A 21,627-nucleotide genomic window follows, 5' to 3' on the forward strand; every position below is an offset into this window, starting at 1 on the left:
CATATGGCAGGAGTCCGTCCACAGTTACAAAAAAGTTGACAGTGTTTATTCATTACGATATAATAAACGAAATGTAACATTTTTGTAATTTTTGAGACAAACTAGCTTTTATATCTAAAACAGGAAATGGGGAAAATTATGAAGAGTTTCAGAACAAAAAAATGGCTGAAGGGTCTGATGCTTGCCATGCTGCTGATCGTGGGAAGCACAGTTTTTTCTGCTTCTGCAAAAGAGGTACAGGCTGCCACTGCAGGCTTTAAAACTATCGATGGAAAAACATACTACATAAAAAGTGATGGGAGCAAGCAGAAAGGCTGGCTGACCCTGGGCGGATACAAGTACTACTTTAACACAAAGACCGGAGTACAGGTAAAGGGCTGGATGAAGGTCAATGGCAAATATACCTACTATTTTACAAAAGGCAAGGGTGTTATGGCAACCGGCTGGATGACAGATTCCAAAGGCCATAAGCGCTATTTCAACCCCAAAACAGGTAAGCTTACCACAGGCTGGGTAAACTGCAGCAAGGGAAGGAAACGTTATTTCACAAAAGGCGGAGGCATTATGGCAACCGGCTGGCTCACCAACAGCAAAGGGCAGAAACGTTATTTTTACAAAACTTCCGGTTATATGGCAACCAAATGGGTAAAAAACAAATCCAAAAATATCAGCTACTATTTTGCCACCAGTACTGGTTATATGTATACTGGTCTGAAGACGATCGATCAGAAGAACTATTATTTTAAATCCAACGGTGTCATGGCAGTAAGTACCTCCGTGACAGTGAATGGAATTACATACTCCATCGCAGCAAACGGAGTGGCCACTGCGAAGACTACCAAACCTAATGTAAATGTCGGAAACGGAAATGTTAAAATTTATGATACCAGAAACAGCAGATATTACACCATGGTCAAGGAATATAAGAGTCATCCCGGAATTGCAAACGGAAAGACCTCAGATGAAGCACTTCTGGCCGCGCTTTGCGAATCAGAAGCAGGCGATCAGGGCAAGATCGGAATGGAAGCAGTAGCACTTTGTGTTCTGAATCGTACGATCAAATCAGACAAGGAATTTCCATCTACGATACGAGGTGTGATCTATGAGAATATCGGAAGCAGCACAACCCCACAGTATTCTGTAGTGCGGAACGGGGCCCTTCTCAAACGTCTCAATGGTCAGTTTGAAAACCGTACTCTTGCTTATCAGGCTGCAAGAGAAGCAATGACTATTTTCAATAAACATGTCACTTCCGGCAAAGCCAGAACACTCAGAGGATTTAAACAGAAAGATTTTAATTATATGTATTTCATGATGACCAGCTATTTCTGGAACCAGAATCTGAATTTCAGCAAAGTGAAATATGAAACTTATAAAGGCCATACATTTTTTGTAGACTGGGTATAAGCAACATAGTCTCCGGCAGTAAACTTTGAACAAACAGGCGTATGGACATAAAATTGAAAATTTAAGGAGAAGCAAATATGCAGGTGAAAATCTATACGGATGGTGCAGCCCGGGGAAATCCGGATGGACCGGGAGGTTACGGAGCAGTTCTTCAGTACATCGATACCAAAGGCCAGTTACATGAACGTGAACTGTCCAGAGGCTACAAAAAAACCACAAACAACCGGATGGAACTGATGGCAGCCATCGTAGCACTGGAAACACTGAACCGCCCCTGCCAGGTGGATCTGTATTCCGATTCCAAATATCTGGTAGATGCTTTTAATCAGCACTGGATCGATTCCTGGCTAAAGAAAAACTGGAAACGTGGAAAAAACGAAGATGTGAAGAATGTAGATCTCTGGAAACGCCTTTTAAAGGCCAAGGAGCAGCATCAGGTAAGCTTCCACTGGGTTAAGGGACATGCAGATAATCCGTTAAATGAACGCTGTGATCAGCTTGCCACATCAGCGGCAGACGGCAATGACCTTTTCGTAGATGAGGGATTAAATGGCTTACAGAAATAAAAGTTCCACAGATCACTCACAGAAAACCCGAAACATACCGCGCGAATTTATGCGATCAGCGTAAATTCTGTGCATCGCGAAGCGTGTTACTGAGAACAGAGTAAAAAGTAACATTCTGCCACTTTAAGTTGTCAAAGCAATATTAAAATTTCTTGACAAACAAAAAAGCAGTTTGTATACTTCATATAGTATAGTAAAAGGCTTGGAAGGGAAGAAGTAGCTTGAGGAAACCCCCACAGAGAGCAGCCGGCAGGTGAGAGGCGCAGGGTAGAACTTTTGTGAATACATCCCGGAGCTGCGCACCGAATCGGGATTTGATACTGTAAATTATAAATTTTATAATAATAGCGTATTATAGATAGGCTGCGACGGAATGGCACCCGTTATTGTGCTGAAGTGGTTTTATATCTTGATATATATGGATATAACGGGATGTAGATTCACTTTATGAGGCAGGAAATGCGAGTTTTCTGTAAATTTAGGTGGTAACGCGGGACCCGGTTCTCGTCCTAAACGGACAGGAACCGGGCATTTTTTATATGACTATACAGGAGGAAAGAACAATGACAGTTTGGGAAGAACTGAAAGCACGTGGCCTGATCGCACAGGTTACAGACGAAGACGAGATCAAAGAGATGGTAAATAACGGGAAAGCCACATTCTATATTGGCTTTGACCCTACAGCAGACAGCCTTCATGTAGGTCACTTCATGGCTCTTTGCCTGATGAAGAGACTGCAGATGGCAGGAAACCGTCCGATTGCCCTTCTCGGCGGCGGAACAGGAATGATCGGTGACCCGTCCGGAAGGACCGATATGCGTCAGATGCTGACAAAAGAAACCATCCAGCACAATATTGACTGCTTCAAGCAGCAGATGAGCCGTTTCATCGATTTCTCTGATGGAAAAGCTCTTATGGTAAACAATGCTGACTGGCTTATGAACCTTAACTATGTAGAGCTTCTCCGTGAGGTAGGTGCTCACTTTTCCGTAAACCGTATGCTGACAGCAGAGTGCTACAAACAGCGTATGGAGCGAGGCTTAAGCTTCCTGGAATTTAACTACATGATCATGCAGAGCTACGACTTCTACATGCTGTACCAGAAATACGGCTGCAACATGCAGTTCGGTGGCGATGACCAGTGGAGCAACATGCTTGGCGGTACCGAGCTGATCCGCCGTAAGCTTGGCAAGGATGCCTATGCCATGACCATCACACTGCTTCTCAATTCTGAGGGCAAAAAGATGGGAAAAACACAGTCCGGAGCTGTATGGCTTGATCCGAATAAGACATCCCCGTTCGATTTCTACCAGTACTGGAGAAATGTAGACGATGCTGACGTTATCAAATGTATGCGTCTTCTTACTTTCCTTCCTCTTGAGGAGATCGACGAGATGGCCAAATGGGAAGGCAGCGAGCTGAACAAAGCCAAGGAGATCCTTGCATACCAGCTGACAGAGCTTGTACACGGTGAGGAGGAAGCCAAGAAAGCACAGGAGGGTGCCCGCGCACTGTTCTCAGGTGCAGATACTTCTCATATGCCTACAACAGAGCTTTCAGAGGAAGATTTTGACGAGGAAGGAAAAATCGACCTGATCACACTTCTTGTAAAAGCAGAGCTGGTACCAAGCCGTTCCGAGGGTCGCCGTGCGATCCAGCAGGGTGGTGTATCCATCGATGGTGAGAAGCTCACCGATATTTACCATACGGTTGAGAAGGATGCTTTTGCAGGGGACGGGATCGTTCTGAAACGAGGCAAGAAAAAATTCAAAAAGATCTGTGTAAAATAATTTCCCATATCTGTGACATTTCCGGGATAAAGCTACGGCATTCCGGAAATGCTGACAGGTAGGGTTGACACAAGGAGGATAACAACATGAAAAAGTACGGAGTGAACGAACTTCGTAAGATGTTCCTTGACTTTATGGAGAGCAAGGGCCATCTTGTAATGAAAAGCTTTTCCCTGGTTCCTCAGGGAGATAAGAGTCTTCTGCTGATCAATGCAGGTATGGCTCCGCTGAAACCATATTTTACAGGTGCTGAGAAGCCGCCAAGAACAAGAGTGACAACCTGCCAGAAATGTATCCGTACCGGAGATATCGAAAATGTAGGTAAAACCGCACGTCACGGTACTTTCTTTGAAATGCTTGGTAACTTCTCTTTTGGTGATTACTTCAAGAAAGAAGCCATCCACTGGTCTTGGGAGTTTCTTACTGAGGTTGTAGGGCTTGATGCAGACCGTCTCTACCCATCCATTTACCTGGATGATGATGAAGCCTTCAATATCTGGAACAAAGAAGTAGGGATTCCGTCTGAACGTATTTTCCGTTTCGGAAAAGAGGATAACTTCTGGGAGCATGGCGCAGGTCCATGCGGTCCATGCTCTGAGATCTACTATGACCGTGGCGAAAAATACGGCTGTGGCAAACCCGGATGTACGGTAGGCTGCGACTGCGACCGTTACATGGAAGTATGGAACAACGTTTTCACACAGTTCGAGAACGATGGAAACGGAAACTACACAACCCTGAAACAGAAAAACATCGATACCGGTATGGGACTTGAGCGTCTTGCTGTAGTTGTTCAGGATGTTGATTCTATTTTTGATGTAGATACAATTTGTGCACTTCGTAATCTTGTATGCGAGATCGCACATAAAGAATATGAGAAAAACTATGCAGATGACGTTTCCATCCGTCTGATCACGGACCATATCCGTTCCGCAACATTTATGATCTCCGATGGAATCATGCCAACCAATGAGGGACGTGGATATGTTCTCCGCCGTCTGATCCGCCGCGCAGCACGTCACGGACGTCTTCTTGGCATCGAGGGAACTTTCCTTGCAAAATTAAGTGCACAGGTGATCGAGAGCTCCAAAGCCGGATATCCGGAGCTTGAGGAGAAGAAAGAGTTCATCTTCCGTGTACTGACAAATGAGGAGAATCAGTTCAACAAAACTATCGATCAGGGACTTCGTATCCTTTCCGACATGGAAGAGGATATGAAAAAAGCAGATGAAAAGACTCTTTCCGGTGACAACGCATTCAAGCTTTATGATACGTACGGATTCCCTCTTGACCTTACAAAAGAGATCCTTGAGGAAAAAGGCTACGGCATTGACGAGGAAGGCTTCCAAAAAGCAATGGAGGAACAGAGAGTCAAGGCACGTACTGCCCGTGAAGTAACCAACTATATGGGTGCAGACGCAACCGTATACGATGATATTGATGTAAACGTAACAACAGAATTCGTCGGCTACGATCATCTTACCTTTGATTCCAAGGTTACTGTCCTTACCACAGAAACAGAGATCGTAGATTCTCTCACAGAGGGACAGAAGGGTACCGTATTTGTAGAGCAGACTCCTTTCTATGCAACAATGGGTGGACAGGAAGGTGATACCGGTGTGATCGAGACTGCAAACGGTAAATTTGTTGTTGAGGACACCATCAAACTCCGCGGTGGCAAATTCGGTCACGTAGGACATATGGAATCCGGTATGATTTCCTCAGGTGAGACAGTATCCCTGAAGGTAAACGAAGAAGCAAGAAAAGATACCGAGAAAAACCACAGTGCAACACATCTTCTTCAGAAAGCACTGAAAACCGTTCTTGGTTCCCACGTAGAGCAGAAGGGTTCTCTGGTAACTCCGGACAGACTTCGTTTTGACTTTGCTCATTTTCAGGCTATGACAGCAGAAGAACTCCAGGCAACAGAAGAGCTTGTAAACAAAGAGATCCAGGCAGGTCTTGATGTCCATACAGATGTCATGGATGTGGAAGAAGCCAAGAAATCCGGAGCAATGGCTCTCTTTGGTGAGAAATATGACCAGAAGGTACGTGTAGTATCCATGGGAGACTTTTCCAAAGAGCTCTGTGGTGGTACTCATGTAAAGAATACAAGCTCCATCATGCTCTTTAAGATCGTGTCCGAATCCGGTATCGCAGCTGGTGTACGCCGTATTGAGGCACTTACCGGCAAAGCAGTTATCGAATACTACAGAAAGCAGGAAGAGCTTCTCCATGAGGCTGCAAAAGCATTAAAGGCCAATACAGCCGAGGTTGTAGAAAAGATCAGTCACCTGCAGGCTGAGGTAAAGGCTCTTCAGAGCGAAAATGAATCCCTCAAGAGCAAAGCTGCCCAGAGTGCACTTGGCGATGTCATGGATAAAGTCGTTGAAGTAAACGGCGTAAAACTCCTTGCAGCCAAAGTTGAGGGCGTTGACATGAACGGTCTCAGAGACCTGGGTGATAAACTGAAAGAGCAGCTTGGCGAAGGTGTTGTCCTTCTTGCAGCAGTAAACAACGGCAAGGTTAATCTTCTTGCAATGGCAACGGATGCAGCTCAGAAAGCAGGCGCTCATGCAGGAAACCTGATCAAAGCAGTGGCAGCGATCGTTGGCGGTGGCGGCGGCGGACGTCCGAACATGGCACAGGCCGGCGGAAAGAATCCGGAAAAGGCTCAGGAGGCTATGGACGCAGCAGCAGGAATCCTTGAAAAACAGCTCACAAAATAACAAAGTTGTGCGTGATTTACAGTTTTGACATTTTTTTCATAAAAATCGAAAAAGATGTTGACGAAAGCACTTGTTATGCTATATAATAACACTCGTGCAAGAAAAATACCCAGACAGTTGTATTTTAGCACAATCTACAACTGGAGGGAGGTTAGGTGTGAGTCTATGTCAAACGTTATCGTAAAAGAGAACGAGACTTTAGATAGCGCTCTTCGCAGATTCAAGAGAAGCTGTGCTAAGGCGGGAATCCAGCAGGAAATCCGTAAGAGAGAGCATTACGAGAAGCCAAGCGTTCGTCGTAAGAAAAAATCTGAAGCCGCAAGAAAACGTAAATATAATTAATTGTGCGCAAAAATCCCTGGCTGTATGGTCAGGGATTTTTAATTAAATAGAAACAGGAACGTTTGACGAAGGAAAGAAATATGAATTTGTGTATTAAACTGATTATCAAACCATTGCGATCGCTCCTTAAATTATTATTTAATCGAATTTTTTATGTAGCTCTGGCTCTTGTTGTGCAGCTGGCATGGCTGCTGATCGCCCTTTTCCGGCTTATGGAATACTCCAGATGGGTGACGATCGGAATGCAGGCCATAGGTTTTCTGGTTGTTCTGTGGATCGTAAATAAAAAGATCAATCCATCTTATAAGCTCGCCTGGACGATGCTGATCCTTATTTTTCCGGTATTTGGTGTTTCCCTGTACCTTCTTTTCGGTAAGTCACGGATCGGCGCTGTAATGGAGCAGCATTATCAGAATCTTATTGATGAAACTGCTGAATACCTAGAAGGCTCAGAGCTCACAAGAAAACGTTTAAACGAAGACGACCGTTCCATGAGGATCCAGTCGGATTACATCTGGCAGTATTCAAGATATCCGGTTCACGAGAATACCACAGCAGAGTATTTTCAGGTAGGAGATGATATGTTTCCGGTTCTGGTGCATGAACTGGAGCAGGCAAAGCATTTTATTTTTATCGAATATTTTATCATAAATGACGGGGTAATGTGGCAGACGATCCTTAATATCCTTGAAAAAAAGGCTAAAGAAGGAGTGGATGTCCGACTGATCTATGACGGCTTCGGCTGCCTTACCACATTGCCATACAAGTATGATCAGGAGATGCGCCGGCGGGGGATCAAATGCGAAGTATTCAACCGGTTCCGTCCGATCCTTAATATTATCCAGAATAACCGTGACCACCGTAAGATCTGTGTGATCGATGGCTGGACCGGTTTTACCGGCGGCATCAACCTGGCTGACGAATATATCAATCAGCGAAAACGGTTTGGCCACTGGAAGGATACAGCCGTTATGCTGAAAGGAGAAGGCGTCTGGAATATGACAGCTATGTTCCTGTATATGTGGGGAATCGTTACCAGAACAGATACTTCTCTTGATTTCGGAAATTATGTTCCGCACAGGTGGCACCCCAACGATTTTCCGGGAAGCGGTTATGTCCAGCCATTCTGCGATTCCCCCCTGGACGATGAGATCGTAGGAGAGAACGTTTATCTTAATATTATCAATCGCGCCAAAAACTATGTTTATATCTGCACACCATATCTGATCATAGATAATGAGATGATGACCGCCCTGTGCCTCGCTGCAAAAAGCGGTGTGGATGTGCGGATCATGACACCAGGTATCCCGGACAAAAAAATGGTCTTCCTGCTGACACAGTCTTATTATAAACAGCTTCTGGAAGCAGGTGTAAAGATCTACGAATACCAGCCGGGATTTTTACATGCAAAATCTTTTGTCTGTGATGACAAAGTAGGCGTCGTAGGAACCATAAATCTGGATTACCGAAGCCTTTATCTGCATTTTGAAGATGGTGTCTGGATGTATAAGAATGATGTGATCCTGGACATCCGGGATGATTTTACAGAAACCCTGGAGTACTGTGATCCCATTGATCTGGCATTCTGCCAGAAGAGAAATATTGTGGTACGTGCCATTCAGAACGTACTGAGAGTTTTTGCACCGCTATTATAAAAACTCTTTGACAGACAACTGTAAATTCTGTATGATATATCAGACGGGAGTTCAATGCTCCCGTCTGATATTGTCTAAAGAAAAATAATTTATAGATACATATGAAATTTTTAGTTATTGGAGGAATTGATTTGAGCCAGAACAAAGAAACAGAGATCCAGCTTCAGTACATTGAAAAATGTAAAGAGCTTCTTGCCAAAAACAGTACGAAACGTCCCACCTTCCACATCCAGAACGAAGGATGCCAGATGAACTCCATCCAGACAGAGTCTATTGCGGCCATCATGGAAAAAATGGGATATGAAATGGTAGATACCGAGGATGCTGATGCAGTTGTATTTAACACCTGCACAGTCCGGGAAAATGCCAATCAGAAGATCTATGGACATCTTGGACATTTAAAGAGCATCAAACGGGAGCACCCGGATATGAAGATCGTACTGTTCGGATGTATGATGCAGGAGCATCACGTAGTGGAAAAGATCCGCAAGGATTATAAATATGTAAATCTTGTATTCGGAACCCATAATATCCATAAATTCCCGGAGCTTTTTTACCGGACGCTGCAGACCGACGACCAGATCATTGATATCTGGAAGGAATCCGATGAAATCGTAGAGGGCATGCCAACTTCCCGCAAATACTCCTTCAAAACAGGAGTCAGCGTAATGTTTGGCTGCAATAACTTCTGCAGCTACTGCATCGTTCCTTATGTCCGCGGCCGCGAAAAGAGCCGCGAGCCACAGGCCATCATCCGCGAGATCGAGGAACTGGTCGCAGATGGCGTTACTGAGATCATGCTTCTTGGCCAGAATGTAAACTCCTACGGAAAAACTCTGGAAACACCGGTGACCTTTGCAGAACTTCTGAAAGAAGTGGAAAAGATCGAAGGACTGAAGCGTATCCGTTTTATGACTTCCCATCCGAAGGACCTGTCCGATGAACTGATCCAGACCATGGCAGAGAGTAAAAAAATCTGTCATCACCTGCATCTTCCGCTGCAGTCCGGAAGCAGCAGAGTCTTAAAGGAAATGAACCGCCGTTACGACAAGGAGAAATATCTGGAGCTGGTAGATAAGATCCGTAAGGCAATCCCGGATATTTCGCTGACAACAGATATCATGGTCGGATTTCCGGGAGAAACAGAAGAAGATTTCCAGGAAACACTGGATGTTGTAAGAAAAGCAAATTATGATACTGCCTTCACATTTATTTATTCCAAACGAAGCGGAACCCCTGCAGCCGGCATGGAAAATCAGGTGCCGGAGGATGTGGTAAAAGACCGTTTTAGCCGTCTTCTTACCCTGGTGCAGGAAAAGGGCCGGGAAAATTCCTCCCGTTTCCAGGGAACCATTCAGGAAATCCTGGTAGAAGACGAAAACCGGGAGAAGGGTACTCTTACAGGTCGTACCCAGCATAATCTCTTGGTTCATTTCCCAGGAGAAAAAGATCTCATCGGCAAATATGTAAAAGTAAGCCTGGATACCTGCAAGGGATTCTATTATTTCGGACATATCGTGGAAGAGTAGAATTATCGACAAGTCCCCACCCACTGCTTATTGTTTTTCGCAACCCCGTTGGGGACTTACCTGATTCGGCTAATTATAAGTTTATATTACCCGCTCATTGCCATTATCGGATGAGCGGGCTTTTTTTTTATAAAAATACTGTTTCTATTGACAAATACCCCATGAGGGTATATATTATTCCATATATAGAGGATACCCCATGAGGGTATTTATGAGAAAGGAGAGACAGCCTATGTCTGAAAAGAAAGCCTGTCCCTGCTGTTGTGAAAAACACACTGCACGTTCAGAAGAGGAGAAAAAAAAGCTGATCAACCGTCTGAAACGTATTGAAGGCCAGATCAGAGGCATTATAGGAATGATGGAAAATGATGCCTACTGTAATGATATCCTGATTCAGTCCGCTGCAGTCAATGCTGCAGTGAATGCGTTTAATAAAGAGCTGCTTGCCAGCCACATCCGCACCTGCGTTGCCCGGGATATCCGGGAAGGTAAGGATGAGACCATTGATGAGCTGGTAGCAACCCTCCAGAAGCTGATGAAATAAAGGGACAAACTGGATTTTAGGAGGTACTGAAAGAAAATGGAACAATATAATGTAACTGGTATGAGCTGCGCCGCCTGCTCTGCCCGTGTGGAAAAAGCCGTATCAAAAGTTCCGGGGGTGAATAGCTGTTCCGTCAGTCTTCTGACCAACTCCATGGGAGTTGAAGGAACCGCTTCATCCGGCGAGATCATTGCCGCAGTGGAAGCCGCCGGATATGGTGCATCCTTAAAGGGCGGAGCTGCCGGAGCGAAGATTTCCATGTCTGCGGCAGAAGAAGCACTGGAAGATCATGAAACTCCGATCCTAAAGAGACGTCTTATCACATCCGTAGGATTTTTGCTGGTGCTGATGTATTTCTCCATGGGGCACATGATGTGGGGATGGCCACTGCCGAAATGGTTTGACGGCAATCACGTAGCCATGGGACTGGTACAGCTGCTCCTGGCTGGTATCATCATGGTGATCAACCAGAAATTTTTCATCAATGGATTTAAGAGTCTGTGGCGCCGTTCCCCAAATATGGATACTCTGGTAGCTCTTGGCTCCATGGCATCCTTCCTGTGGAGCGTCTATGCACTGTTTGCCATGACAAGAGCACAGGTAGATGGAGATTCTGCTGCAGTTATGAATTACATGATGGATTTTTATTTTGAATCTGCAGCCATGATCCTGACACTGATCACCGTAGGAAAAATGCTGGAGGCCCGTTCTAAAGGAAAGACAACGGATGCGCTTAAAAGCCTTATGAAGCTGGCACCCAAAACTGCGGTTGTGGTACGAAAGGGACAGGAACTTACCGTTCCTATTGAGCAGGTTCAGAAAGGAGAAACCTTTGTCGTCCGCCCGGGAGAGAATATTCCGGTGGATGGAGTGATCCTGGAAGGAACCACCGCAGTCAATGAATCCGCACTGACCGGCGAGAGTATCCCGGTTGATAAAGAAACCGGAGATATGGTTTCTGCGGCAACTGTGAATCAGTCCGGATTTATCAAATGCGAAGCGACCAGAGTGGGAGAGGATACCACTCTTTCCCAGATCATCAAAATGGTCAGTGATGCGGCAGCCACCAAGGCACCGATCGCAAAGATTGCAGACCGTGTTTCCGGTGTGTTTGTACCGGCAGTGATCACAATCGCAGTGATCACAACGATCATCTGGCTTCTTGCAGGACAGACCTTCGGTTATGCTCTGGCAAGGGGGATTTCCGTTCTGGTCATCAGCTGCCCCTGCGCACTTGGCCTTGCAACACCGGTTGCCATTATGGTCGGCAACGGTATGGGTGCCAAAAACGGAATCCTTTTCAAAACAGCCGTTTCTCTTGAGGAAGCAGGAAAAGTCCAGATCGTCGCACTGGATAAAACCGGAACCATTACAAGCGGTCAGCCGGAGGTAACAGATATTCTCCCGGCTGAGGGAGTTACAGAAACAGAGCTTCTCTCTCTAGCCTGTGCACTGGAGAAAAAAAGTGAACATCCACTGGCAAAGGCAGTTCTCAAAAAAGCCGAGGAAGAGAACCTTGCCACAGGTGAAGTAACCGGATTCCAGGCACTTCCGGGAAACGGACTTTCCGCTATACTTGGAAGTGACAAACTGACAGGCGGAAGCATGAAATTTATCAGCAGCCAGACAAAGGTTTCCGCAGACCTTAACAGGAGAGCCGAGCAGCTTGCAGAGCAGGGAAAAACGCCCCTTCTTTTCACACGAAACGGTAAACTTCTGGGAATCATCGCAGTTGCGGATGTGATCAAGGAAGACAGTCCCCGTGCAGTAAAAGAGCTTCAGAACATGGGAATCCGTGTAGTTATGCTTACCGGTGACAATGAGCGTACCGCAAAAGCCATCGGAGCTCAGGCAGGAGTTGACGATGTGATCGCAGGAGTTCTTCCAGATGGAAAAGAAAGTGTGATCCGCACTCTGAAGGAGCAGGGAAAGGTTGCCATGGTCGGTGACGGTATCAACGACGCGCCGGCACTTACAAGAGCCGATATCGGAATTGCCATCGGTGCAGGAACAGATATTGCCATTGATGCGGCAGATATCGTTCTGATGAAGAGCCAGTTAAGCGATGTTCCAGCGGCAGTACGTTTAAGCCGCGCCACACTTCGGAATATCCATGAGAATCTTTTCTGGGCATTTTTCTACAATATAATCGGCATTCCCCTTGCAGCAGGTGTCTGGATCCCGCTTTTCGGATGGACCTTGAATCCGATGTTCGGAGCTGCGGCCATGAGTCTTTCCAGCTTCTGTGTTGTAACAAATGCACTGCGTCTGAATCTGTTTCAGATCCACAATGCAGCAAAAGACAAAAAAATCAAAAATCCGGTAACATTACACATCAGTCATGATGAAAATATAAAAGAAGAAAAGGAGAACAAAACAATGGTAAAGGTAACGGTCAATGTAGAAGGAATGATGTGCGGACACTGTGAGGCACACGTAAACAAAGCCATCCAGGCAGCTTTCGGAGCAGGAGACGTAGTTTCTTCCCACGAGAACGGAACAACTGTATTCTCTGTACCTGAGAAGGTTGACGAGGCAAAGGTTGAAGAAGTGATCAAGGAAGCCGGTTACGAGTTTAAGGGAATCACCCAGGAATAAACCGGATTTTTAAACCACATATTTGCCAAATGGCCAAAAGAAACAGTTCTGTAAAAGCGGAGCTGTTTCTTTTGTCTCATACAGAAAAAATTTTCCACTTCTATAAATCCGGCTAATATCTTTATAGTTTATTCTGAAAAAGCAGGATTATCCGCCAAATTGGTTTTTATTTTCTATTCTCTTATGCTATACTGGTAGCGATTATGGATATAGGAACGATAACAGAAATCGTTAACATCATAGTAGTAGAGAGGAGCGCATTATGAGCGGATTTTTTGGAGTAGCATCGAAGGATGACTGTGTACTGGAGCTTTTTTACGGAGTGGATTACCATTCTCATCTGGGAACACGCCGCGGAGGTATGGCTGTTTACGGAGAACATGGATTTGACCGTGCCATCCACAACATTGAGAACACGCCTTTCCGTACAAAATTTGACGGAGATGTGGGTTCCATGAAGGGAAATATGGGAATCGGATGTATTTCTGATTATGAGCCTCAGCCCCTTCTGTTCAGTTCCAGGATCGGCAGCTTTGCCCTCACTTTTGTGGGAAAGATCAATAATTACGATGAACTTCTGCAGCAGCTGTATGATACGACCAAGGTACATTTTCAGGAGATGACCAACGGAACCGTCAATGTGACCGAACTGATCGCTGCACTGATCTGTGAAAAGGACAACTTTGTGGAAGGTATCCAGTACGTACAGGGACTGATCGACGGCTCCATGACTCTGCTTCTTATGACAAAAGACGGAATTTATGCAGCCCGTGACAAGATGGGCAGAACTCCTGTGGAAATTGGCCACAAAGAAGGGTCATACTGTATTTCCTTTGAAAGTCATGCCTATATCAACCTTGGATACGAAGATTATAAAGAACTTGGCCCCGGAGAGATCGTATTCGTAACAGCAGACGAAGTCAAAACTCTGGTTGAGCCCGGAAAGAAAATGAAGATCTGTTCCTTCCTCTGGGTTTACTACGGATATCCGACAGCCTCTTATGAAGGTGTAAATGTAGAGGAGATGCGCTACCGCTGTGGAAGCATGCTTGCAAAGAGAGACGGCGATTCCGTGCACCCGGATATTGTAGCCGGTGTTCCGGATTCCGGCATTGCCCATGCCATCGGATACGCCAATGAATCCGGCATTCCTTACGCAAGACCATTCATTAAATATACACCAACCTGGCCCAGATCTTTTATGCCGACCAATCAGAACCAGCGTAACCTTATTGCCAAAATGAAACTGATCCCGGTACGTGCGCTGATCAAGGATAAAAAACTTCTTCTCATAGACGATTCCATCGTACGTGGCACCCAGCTTCGCGAGACAACCGAATTTCTGTACCGCAGCGGAGCCAAAGAGGTTCATGTCCGTCCTGCCTGCCCGCCAATCATGTACGGCTGCAAATATTTAAACTTCTCACGTTCCAAATCTGAGATGGAGCTGATCACTCGTCAGGTGATCGAGAAGAGAGAAGGCCCCAACTGTCCGCAGGAAGTTCTGGATGAATATGCAGATCCACATACAGAGAAATACGAGCAGATGGTACAGGATATCTGCGAGATGCAGAATTTTACCACCCTTCGCTATCACAGACTGGATGATCTTCTGGAATCCATTGGAATCGATCCTTGTAATGTATGCACATATTGTTTTAACGGTAAAGAATAAAAAATGTTTTGAAAATAGAGCTGCTGTTTCAGATGAGCCTCCTTAACTCCCGGTTGCATTTTGGATATCTGCGGCTTATAATAAATGCGGATATATCTTTTGTGATATATCCGCGTTTTTTATATCAGTTTTTTATGTCATGGGAAATTATTTCGTAATGTTCCAATGACAGAGTATCACAAAAAAATTTTCAGGAGCATAAACATGATTTTTCCTATAAAAGCCGTGATATTTGATGCAGACGGCGTCCTTCTGGATTCGCTCTCTGTTTGGAAGGAGCTTGGAAAACGATATATTACAGATCTGGGATATCAGCCGGTTGCGGAAATGGACGAAATCCTTTTTCCCATGAGTATGGAGCAGGGAGCGAACTGGCTGAAAAACAGGTTTACTCTTGCGTATTCCGAAGAAAAGATCGTGATGGATCTGAAATCCCGGATCCGTAAATACTATTTTGAAGAGGTCCCGGCAAAATCAGGTGCCAGAGAACTTCTTCAATGCCTTGCAGAACAGAAAATCCCGGCTGCGGTGGCAACCTCAAGCCCCAGGGAACATATCTGCCGGGCGCTGGAAAGAAACGGACTTCTTTCCTTTTTTGATAAAATCTATACCACCAGTGAGATCGGAGAAAGCAAACATTCTCCGAAGGTCTATCTTACAGCTGCAGAAGCACTGGGAACGGAGCCATCCCGGACGCTGGTTGTGGAGGATTCACTCTACGCGTTGCAGACTGCCGGAAAAGCAGGATTTCTGACTGCCGGTATTTATGACGCATTGGGAGAACCGGATCAGGAACAGCTGAAAAAGGATGCCTATATCTACTGTCGGGATCTGACAGAGTTACAGAACCATATATTCACAGAAAACGGAGGAAACCAAAGATGAAAACAGCATTAACCATCGCAGGCAGCGATTCCAGCGGAGGAGCCGGGATCCAGGCCGATATTAAAACCATGATGGCAAACGGAGTATACGCCATGAGTGCCATCACCGCGCTGACTGCCCAGAACACCACCGGTGTCACAGCCATCCAGAATGCAACCGCAGAGTTCCTGGGTCAGGAGCTGGACTGTATTTTTACGGATATCTTTCCGGATGCAGTAAAGATCGGAATGGTTTCCGAAAGTGATCTGATCCATATGATCGCAGGAAAGCTCCGACAGTATCGGGCAAAAAATATCGTGGTGGACCCGGTTATGGTTGCCACAAGCGGTGCAAGACTGATCAGTGAGGAGGCGGTGGATGTTCTGAAGGAAGAACTGTTTCCTCTTGCAGATCTTCTCACCCCCAATATCCCGGAAACCGAGGTGCTTACCGGACGGAAGATCAAAAGCGCCGATGATATGATCGAAGCTGCAAAACAGGTTTCCGAGCAGTATCACTGTGCAGTTCTCTGCAAGGGCGGACATAAGCTCAATGATGCCAATGATCTTCTCTATGTGAATGGAACATATCAGTGGTTTGAGGGAAAAAGGATCGACAATCCCAACACCCACGGAACAGGATGTACTCTTTCCTCGGCCATCACTTCCAACCTTGCAAAGGGATTTTCCATGGTGGAATCTGTAAACCGTGCCAAGGACTATATTTCCGGAGCCCTTGCTGCCATGCTGGATCTGGGAATGGGAAGCGGCCCTATGGATCATGGCTTTGCGATAAAAAACAGTTATACAGAGGAGGCATAAGATTATGACAGTTACAGAACGGATCACAGCTCTTCGAAAACAAATGAAGGAAAAGGGAATCGATGCTTATCTGGTTCCGACCGATGATTTTCATGGTTCTGAGTATGTTGGGGATTATTTTAAATGCAGAAAATACATCACCGGATTTACCGGTTCTGCCGGAACTGCCGTGATCATGCAGGACATGGCCGGACTCTGGACAGACGGAAGATATTTTATCCAGGCTGCACAGCAGTTAGAGGGAACTCCGGTTACTCTGTTTAAGATGGGAGAACCGGACGTACCAACGATCCACAAATTCCTGGAAGAAAATCTGAAAGAGGGAATGTGTCTCGGCTTCGATGGCCGTACCGTAAGCGCAGAAGAAGCAGAGACGCTAGAAAAAATCCTTCAGAAAAAACAGGTACATTTTTCTGTAAATGAGGATCTCATCGGAAATATCTGGAATGACCGTCCGGCACTTTCCTGTGAACCGGTAATGGAATTATCTGAAAAATGGGCCGGAAGATCCAGAGCAGACAAGATCCGTGAGATCCGCAGCAAACTGAAAGAGAAGGGCGCAGACCTCTTTATCCTCACTTCCCTTGATGACATTGCATGGCTTTTAAATATCCGCGGAAATGATATCCACTGCTGCCCGGTAGTTCTTTCCTATCTTGTGCTGGATGACAGTGAGCTCCGTCTTTTTGTCAATGAAAAAGCCTTTTCGGATTCTGTTAAGGAAGCACTTTCCAAAGACGGTATTGCCATTTATCCATATGATGATATTTACACCTATGTACAGACGATTCCCGAAGAGAAAAAGGTATTTCTTTCCAGAAGCAATGTAAACAGCCGGCTGGTCAGCAGTATTCCAAAGACGGTAACGATCCTGGACGGTGAAAATCTGACCCTTCTCCCAAAAGCCATCAAAAATGAAACCGAAGTCCGGAATGAAAAGACAGCCCATATTAAAGATGGCGTTGCAATGGTGAAGTTTATCCACTGGCTGAAGAAAAATGTGGGAAAACAAAAGATCACCGAGCTTTCCGCTGCTGATAAGCTCTATGAATTCCGTTCCGTACAGGAGAATTTTCAGGGAAACAGCTTTGATCCCATCATTGCCTACGGTGCACATGGAGCCATTGTCCATTACAGTGCAACAGAAGAAACCAATATTCCACTGGAGCCAAAAGGGCTGGTTCTGATGGATACAGGCGGACATTATCTGGAGGGCACTACTGATATCACCCGCACCGTTGTACTTGGCCCGGTTACTGAAAAAGAAAAAAAATATTTCACAGCAGTACTCCGTGGACACCTGAACCTGGCAGCAGCAAAATTCCGTTACGGCTGTACCGGCCTGAATCTAGATGCCCTGGCTAGAGGACCTCTCTGGGCTATGGGAGAGGATTACAACCACGGAACCGGCCATGGCGTAGGTTATCTTCTCAATGTACACGAAGGACCGCAGAGCTTCCGCTGGAAAAGCCCTGCCGAGCTTCCGGCTCCTGTTCTAGAAGAAGGGATGATCACCTCCGATGAACCGGGATATTATGCGGAAAATGAATTCGGCATCCGTCACGAAAATCTTGTAGTTTGCAAAAAAGCCGAAAAAACATCCTACGGCCAGTTTATGAAATTTGAGCCACTGACTCTGGTCCCATTTGATCTGGAAGGTATAGATCCGGAACAGATGGAAGCAGGAGAGCGCAAATTGCTCAATCAGTATCATGCCCTTGTATACGAAAAGATTTCTCCGTATCTGAATGAAGAAGAGCAATCCTGGTTAAAAAAAGCCACACAGGAAATATAACCCGGAATTCACCTTAATATTTCCTTCCGACAGATACCATAAGAAACGCAAAACCATTTCAGGGATAAGAATAAATCCAACCAGGGAGGTACTTAGCGCCTATGAAAACAGAAAATAGAATTGATCACTACATCGATCTCCACGCACATCTGGACGGCTGCATTACCACAGAGATAGCCAGAAAACTTGCCGCATTGCAGCAGATCACGCTTCCGGCTGCCACAGATGAAGAGCTTCTTTCTCTCCTTTCTGTGCCGGATACCTGCGAAAATCTCAATGATTTTCTGAAATGCTTTGACCTGCCTCTTTCCCTTCTTCAGACAGAAGAGGCATTGGAAGAGGCTGTTTATCTTATCCTTTCTGAAATGAAAGAAGACGGTGTGATCTACGCAGAACTTCGTTTTGCCCCACAGCTTCATATACAGAAGGAAATGACTCAGGAAACAGCGATCCATGCTGCATTACGTGGTCTGAAAAGAGCTCCCATCCCCGGTAATCTGATCTTATGCTGTATGCGCGGTGATCTTAACCAGAAAGAAAATCTGGAAACTCTGGAGCTGGCAAAAAAATATCTTGTTGAAGATGGCGGCGTGGTTGCTATCGATCTTGCAGGAGCCGAGGCACTCTTTCCAACAGAAAATTACGAGACGCTTTTTGCAAAAGCAAGAAAATATCAGGTTCCATTTACCATCCATGCAGGCGAGGCCGGAAATGCAGAGGATGTAAAAACAGCTGTCCATATGGGGGCAGTCAGGATCGGTCATGGTGTGAAGATCGCGGGAAATAAGGAAGTGATACAGCTTGTAAAGGATAAGGGGATTTTTCTGGAAATGTGCCCTACAAGCAACCGCCAGACAAAAGCTGTGGAAGAAATGTCTGCTTATCCGCTGAAAGCATTTCTCGAAATGGGACTTAAGGTAACCTTAAATACCGATGATCCGGCGATTGAAAGAACAACCCTTTCCCGGGAATTCCGATATATGGAATCTCTGTTAAATCTTACCCAGGAGCAGAAAAGGCTGCTGCTTCTGAATTCTGTGGAGGCAGCCTTTACTTCCAGGAACAGAAAATGCAAACTGAAAGAACAGCTTTTTTCTGAACCGTATGAAAATTATGGTGAGCCGATTATTTACAAACGAATAAAATAGAACATTGACAGGGGGATACTCTGCTAAAAAAGATTGATTTGTTAAGAAGAGTAGAATTCCTAAAGAAAGAGGAATGCTTATGAACATTGTTTTTTCATCTGATAAGAAAGAATATAATACTATTAAAAAAGGTACTGAAATACTGCTGGCCGAAAATGACGGTTTCAACCAAAATATAGAATTGTTTGTTAAATTTCAGGACAGACCAGAAATATTGATAAATAAAAGAGAAAACCAGATTCGTATCATCTGTCGGGAAATATCTCATTATTACCGCGCACTTAATTATGCCATACATCATATGAAAGAGGATGAATTTCAATATCAAGAGCATGTCTGTTTTGAAAGAAACGGTCTTATGCTGGATTGTTCCAGAAATGCTGTATTTACAGTTGAAAAGGTGAAATTCCTGATCAAGACACTGGCAAAACTTGGAATGAATGTACTCATGCTTTATACAGAAGATACCTATGAAGTAGAGGGGCAGCCTTATTTTGGAGCTTATCGTGGAAAATACACCAAGGACGAAATAAAAGAACTGGATGCTTACGCTTCCATGTTTGGGGTAGAGCTTGTTCCGTGTATTCAGACCCTGGCTCATCTGCACAATGCGCTGAAGTGGCCGGGAATGGATAAGATTCGTGATTCTGCGGACATTCTCCAGCCTGAAAAAGAGGAAACTTATCAGTTTATTGAAAAGCTGCTCAGCTCAGTAAAGGAGAATTTTTCTACCAACAGGGTACATCTTGGAATGGATGAGGCTGTCATGCTGGGACTTGGAAATTATCTAAAAGAAAATGGATATAAAAAAGGGTCACTGATAATCAGGGAACATTGTAACAGGGTCGTAGATATTTGCAGAAAATTAGAATTAAAGCCTATGATATGGAGTGACATGTACATTACAGCAAATTCTACAGGCGGATACTATGATCTGCCCGAAAACACGGACTGCTCCAAATGGGAAAAACCGAAAAAAGATTTAGGATTAGTATATTGGGACTATTATCATGATGATACCAGAACCTATGAAAAAATGCTGGATATCCATGCGCAGCTTTCGGATAACGTTATTTTTGCAGGAGGATCTTGGATTTGGAACGGAATTTCCCCCAATTATTCTAAGACCTATGCGTGTACCAAAGCAGCTCTTTCTACTTGTAAAAAATACAATATAAAAGAGGTGCTCTGTACAGCATGGATGGATAATGGTGCAGAAACCCCGGTGGATGCTTTGCTTCCGGGACTTGTACTTTTTGCACACCTTGATTTTCACAGAGACTATGACGAAACAATCCTTAAGCAGGAGTTCAGGGACTGCACAGGCGGAGAATTTGATGATTTTATGGCACTTGACAATTTTGATTCCTTATTCTTAAATACGAAAGAGAATAAAGAGGCTCAAAATCCTTCAAAATATCTGTTATACCAGGATCCAATGTTAGGCATTTTTGATTATCATGTGAAAGAATCAGGTGTCAATACAAAATCTTACTACCAAAACATACAGAAATGTATGAAGGAATGTGCAAAAAAAACAGGAAAATATCAGCTTTTATTTTCATTTTATGAAAAACTGGCGGCGGTATTAGCTGATAAAGCCGATTTGGGCATGTGTATAAAATCAGCATATGACAGATCGGACAGAGCAGCGTTGAAAGATATCAGTCAGAATGTTATTCCTGGAATCATCTGCAATCTGACAGATATGAAATCATCAAGAGAAAAAATCTGGATGAACGATGCAAAGCCATTTGGTTATGAGATTCTGGATATAAAAATCGGTGGCGTGATTACAAGACTTAAAAGTACAGGATACCGGATTGACAATTATCTGAATGGAAATGTGCTTCGTCTGGAAGAACTGGAAGAGAAAAGACTTCCCTATTTTACCAAAGGAATGGACAAGCGGGAGAACTTATGGAATCGCATCATCAGTGGATGTGATTTGAATGATACGATCTGATAAAGGTAAATGAAAGGAATCCGGCTACGTATGGAAACCAAAACTATTCTCACAGAATGGTTTTGGTTTCCTTTTTTGCTGTTACAAATCAGTTACAACTGCATTATAGAATTTAATGTATAATTAACCTGTGAAAAGATAGTTATAAAATAGGTAATTGCGAAACTCGCGGTGCTCGTTCGTAACCTTGAACCAAAA

Annotated in this window: 15 protein-coding genes; all 15 read left to right on the plus strand. The window is 44.7% G+C overall.

Annotated elements, in window-relative coordinates:
- Positions 1 to 138: 138 nt before the first annotated feature.
- Complete coding sequence (locus NE671_RS11165) at positions 139 to 1,407, plus strand: cell wall hydrolase (RefSeq protein ID WP_195274599.1); 1,269 nt, start codon at positions 139 to 141, stop codon at positions 1,405 to 1,407.
- Between the two features lie 77 nt (positions 1,408 to 1,484).
- A complete protein-coding gene (gene rnhA, locus NE671_RS11170) occupies positions 1,485 to 1,973 on the plus strand; it encodes a ribonuclease HI (protein WP_173740850.1) in 489 nt (162 codons plus the stop codon).
- Between the two features lie 563 nt (positions 1,974 to 2,536).
- The gene (tyrS, locus tag NE671_RS11175) at positions 2,537 to 3,763 is read left to right on the plus strand and encodes a tyrosine--tRNA ligase (RefSeq protein ID WP_015524942.1); all 1,227 of its coding nucleotides are present in this window, start codon (positions 2,537 to 2,539) and stop codon (positions 3,761 to 3,763) included.
- A gap of 86 nt (positions 3,764 to 3,849) precedes the next feature.
- Positions 3,850 to 6,492: an alanine--tRNA ligase gene (alaS, locus tag NE671_RS11180; RefSeq protein ID WP_173740849.1), complete on the plus strand. Its 2,643-nt coding sequence runs from the start codon at positions 3,850 to 3,852 to the stop codon at positions 6,490 to 6,492.
- Between the two features lie 165 nt (positions 6,493 to 6,657).
- Positions 6,658 to 6,834 carry a 30S ribosomal protein S21 gene (rpsU, locus tag NE671_RS11185; RefSeq protein WP_004222305.1) on the plus strand — a complete coding sequence of 59 codons (177 nt, stop codon included), beginning with the start codon at positions 6,658 to 6,660 and terminating at the stop codon, positions 6,832 to 6,834.
- An 80-nt stretch (positions 6,835 to 6,914) separates the two neighbouring features.
- Complete coding sequence (cls, locus tag NE671_RS11190) at positions 6,915 to 8,489, plus strand: cardiolipin synthase (protein WP_021651460.1); 1,575 nt, start codon at positions 6,915 to 6,917, stop codon at positions 8,487 to 8,489.
- A gap of 101 nt (positions 8,490 to 8,590) precedes the next feature.
- Positions 8,591 to 10,018, plus strand: a complete 1,428-nt coding sequence (gene miaB, locus NE671_RS11195) for a tRNA (N6-isopentenyl adenosine(37)-C2)-methylthiotransferase MiaB (RefSeq protein ID WP_173740848.1) — start codon at positions 8,591 to 8,593, stop codon at positions 10,016 to 10,018.
- Positions 10,019 to 10,250: 232 nt separating this feature from the next.
- Complete coding sequence (locus NE671_RS11200) at positions 10,251 to 10,562, plus strand: metal-sensing transcriptional repressor (RefSeq protein WP_022427232.1); 312 nt, start codon at positions 10,251 to 10,253, stop codon at positions 10,560 to 10,562.
- 36 nt (positions 10,563 to 10,598) lie between these two features.
- Positions 10,599 to 13,160 carry a heavy metal translocating P-type ATPase gene (locus NE671_RS11205; RefSeq protein WP_256163972.1) on the plus strand — a complete coding sequence of 854 codons (2,562 nt, stop codon included), beginning with the start codon at positions 10,599 to 10,601 and terminating at the stop codon, positions 13,158 to 13,160.
- Positions 13,161 to 13,422: 262 nt separating this feature from the next.
- Positions 13,423 to 14,835, plus strand: a complete 1,413-nt coding sequence (locus tag NE671_RS11210; RefSeq protein ID WP_021651456.1) for an amidophosphoribosyltransferase — start codon at positions 13,423 to 13,425, stop codon at positions 14,833 to 14,835.
- A 204-nt stretch (positions 14,836 to 15,039) separates the two neighbouring features.
- Positions 15,040 to 15,720, plus strand: coding sequence for an HAD family hydrolase (locus NE671_RS11215; protein ID WP_256163973.1), 681 nt, complete (start codon positions 15,040 to 15,042; stop codon positions 15,718 to 15,720).
- Positions 15,717 to 16,520 (plus strand): bifunctional hydroxymethylpyrimidine kinase/phosphomethylpyrimidine kinase, encoded by an 804-nt coding sequence (gene thiD, locus NE671_RS11220; RefSeq protein WP_256163974.1) that lies wholly within the window; start codon positions 15,717 to 15,719, stop codon positions 16,518 to 16,520. The genes NE671_RS11215 and thiD overlap by 4 nt, the downstream gene beginning before the upstream one ends.
- Before the next feature lie 4 nt (positions 16,521 to 16,524).
- A complete protein-coding gene (locus NE671_RS11225; RefSeq protein WP_256163975.1) occupies positions 16,525 to 18,315 on the plus strand; it encodes an aminopeptidase P family protein in 1,791 nt (596 codons plus the stop codon).
- A 101-nt stretch (positions 18,316 to 18,416) separates the two neighbouring features.
- Positions 18,417 to 19,463 carry an adenosine deaminase gene (add, locus tag NE671_RS11230; protein WP_147603996.1) on the plus strand — a complete coding sequence of 349 codons (1,047 nt, stop codon included), beginning with the start codon at positions 18,417 to 18,419 and terminating at the stop codon, positions 19,461 to 19,463.
- Positions 19,464 to 19,542: 79 nt separating this feature from the next.
- The gene (locus tag NE671_RS11235) at positions 19,543 to 21,429 is read left to right on the plus strand and encodes a beta-N-acetylhexosaminidase (protein WP_256163976.1); all 1,887 of its coding nucleotides are present in this window, start codon (positions 19,543 to 19,545) and stop codon (positions 21,427 to 21,429) included.
- Positions 21,430 to 21,627: the final 198 nt, after the last annotated feature.

It is taken from the genome of Blautia sp. DFI.9.10 (assembly GCF_024461705.1).
Classification (GTDB): domain Bacteria; phylum Bacillota; class Clostridia; order Lachnospirales; family Lachnospiraceae; genus Blautia_A; species Blautia_A fusiformis.

What these genes read in the sequence shown, in the direction of transcription:
- tyrS (WP_015524942.1), top strand. Translation starts at nt 2,537, where the DNA reads ATGACAGTTTGGGAAGAACTGAAAGCACGTGGCCTGATCGCACAGGTT.
- rnhA (WP_173740850.1), top strand. Translation starts at nt 1,485, where the DNA reads ATGCAGGTGAAAATCTATACGGATGGTGCAGCCCGGGGAAATCCGGAT.
- rpsU (WP_004222305.1), top strand. Translation starts at nt 6,658, where the DNA reads ATGTCAAACGTTATCGTAAAAGAGAACGAGACTTTAGATAGCGCTCTT.
- add (WP_147603996.1), top strand. Translation starts at nt 18,417, where the DNA reads ATGAAAACAGAAAATAGAATTGATCACTACATCGATCTCCACGCACAT.
- NE671_RS11225 (WP_256163975.1), top strand. Translation starts at nt 16,525, where the DNA reads ATGACAGTTACAGAACGGATCACAGCTCTTCGAAAACAAATGAAGGAA.
- NE671_RS11165 (WP_195274599.1), top strand. Translation starts at nt 139, where the DNA reads ATGAAGAGTTTCAGAACAAAAAAATGGCTGAAGGGTCTGATGCTTGCC.
- NE671_RS11210 (WP_021651456.1), top strand. Translation starts at nt 13,423, where the DNA reads ATGAGCGGATTTTTTGGAGTAGCATCGAAGGATGACTGTGTACTGGAG.
- miaB (WP_173740848.1), top strand. Translation starts at nt 8,591, where the DNA reads ATGAAATTTTTAGTTATTGGAGGAATTGATTTGAGCCAGAACAAAGAA.
- alaS (WP_173740849.1), top strand. Translation starts at nt 3,850, where the DNA reads ATGAAAAAGTACGGAGTGAACGAACTTCGTAAGATGTTCCTTGACTTT.
- cls (WP_021651460.1), top strand. Translation starts at nt 6,915, where the DNA reads ATGAATTTGTGTATTAAACTGATTATCAAACCATTGCGATCGCTCCTT.
- NE671_RS11215 (WP_256163973.1), top strand. Translation starts at nt 15,040, where the DNA reads ATGATTTTTCCTATAAAAGCCGTGATATTTGATGCAGACGGCGTCCTT.
- NE671_RS11205 (WP_256163972.1), top strand. Translation starts at nt 10,599, where the DNA reads ATGGAACAATATAATGTAACTGGTATGAGCTGCGCCGCCTGCTCTGCC.
- thiD (WP_256163974.1), top strand. Translation starts at nt 15,717, where the DNA reads ATGAAAACAGCATTAACCATCGCAGGCAGCGATTCCAGCGGAGGAGCC.
- NE671_RS11235 (WP_256163976.1), top strand. Translation starts at nt 19,543, where the DNA reads ATGAACATTGTTTTTTCATCTGATAAGAAAGAATATAATACTATTAAA.
- NE671_RS11200 (WP_022427232.1), top strand. Translation starts at nt 10,251, where the DNA reads ATGTCTGAAAAGAAAGCCTGTCCCTGCTGTTGTGAAAAACACACTGCA.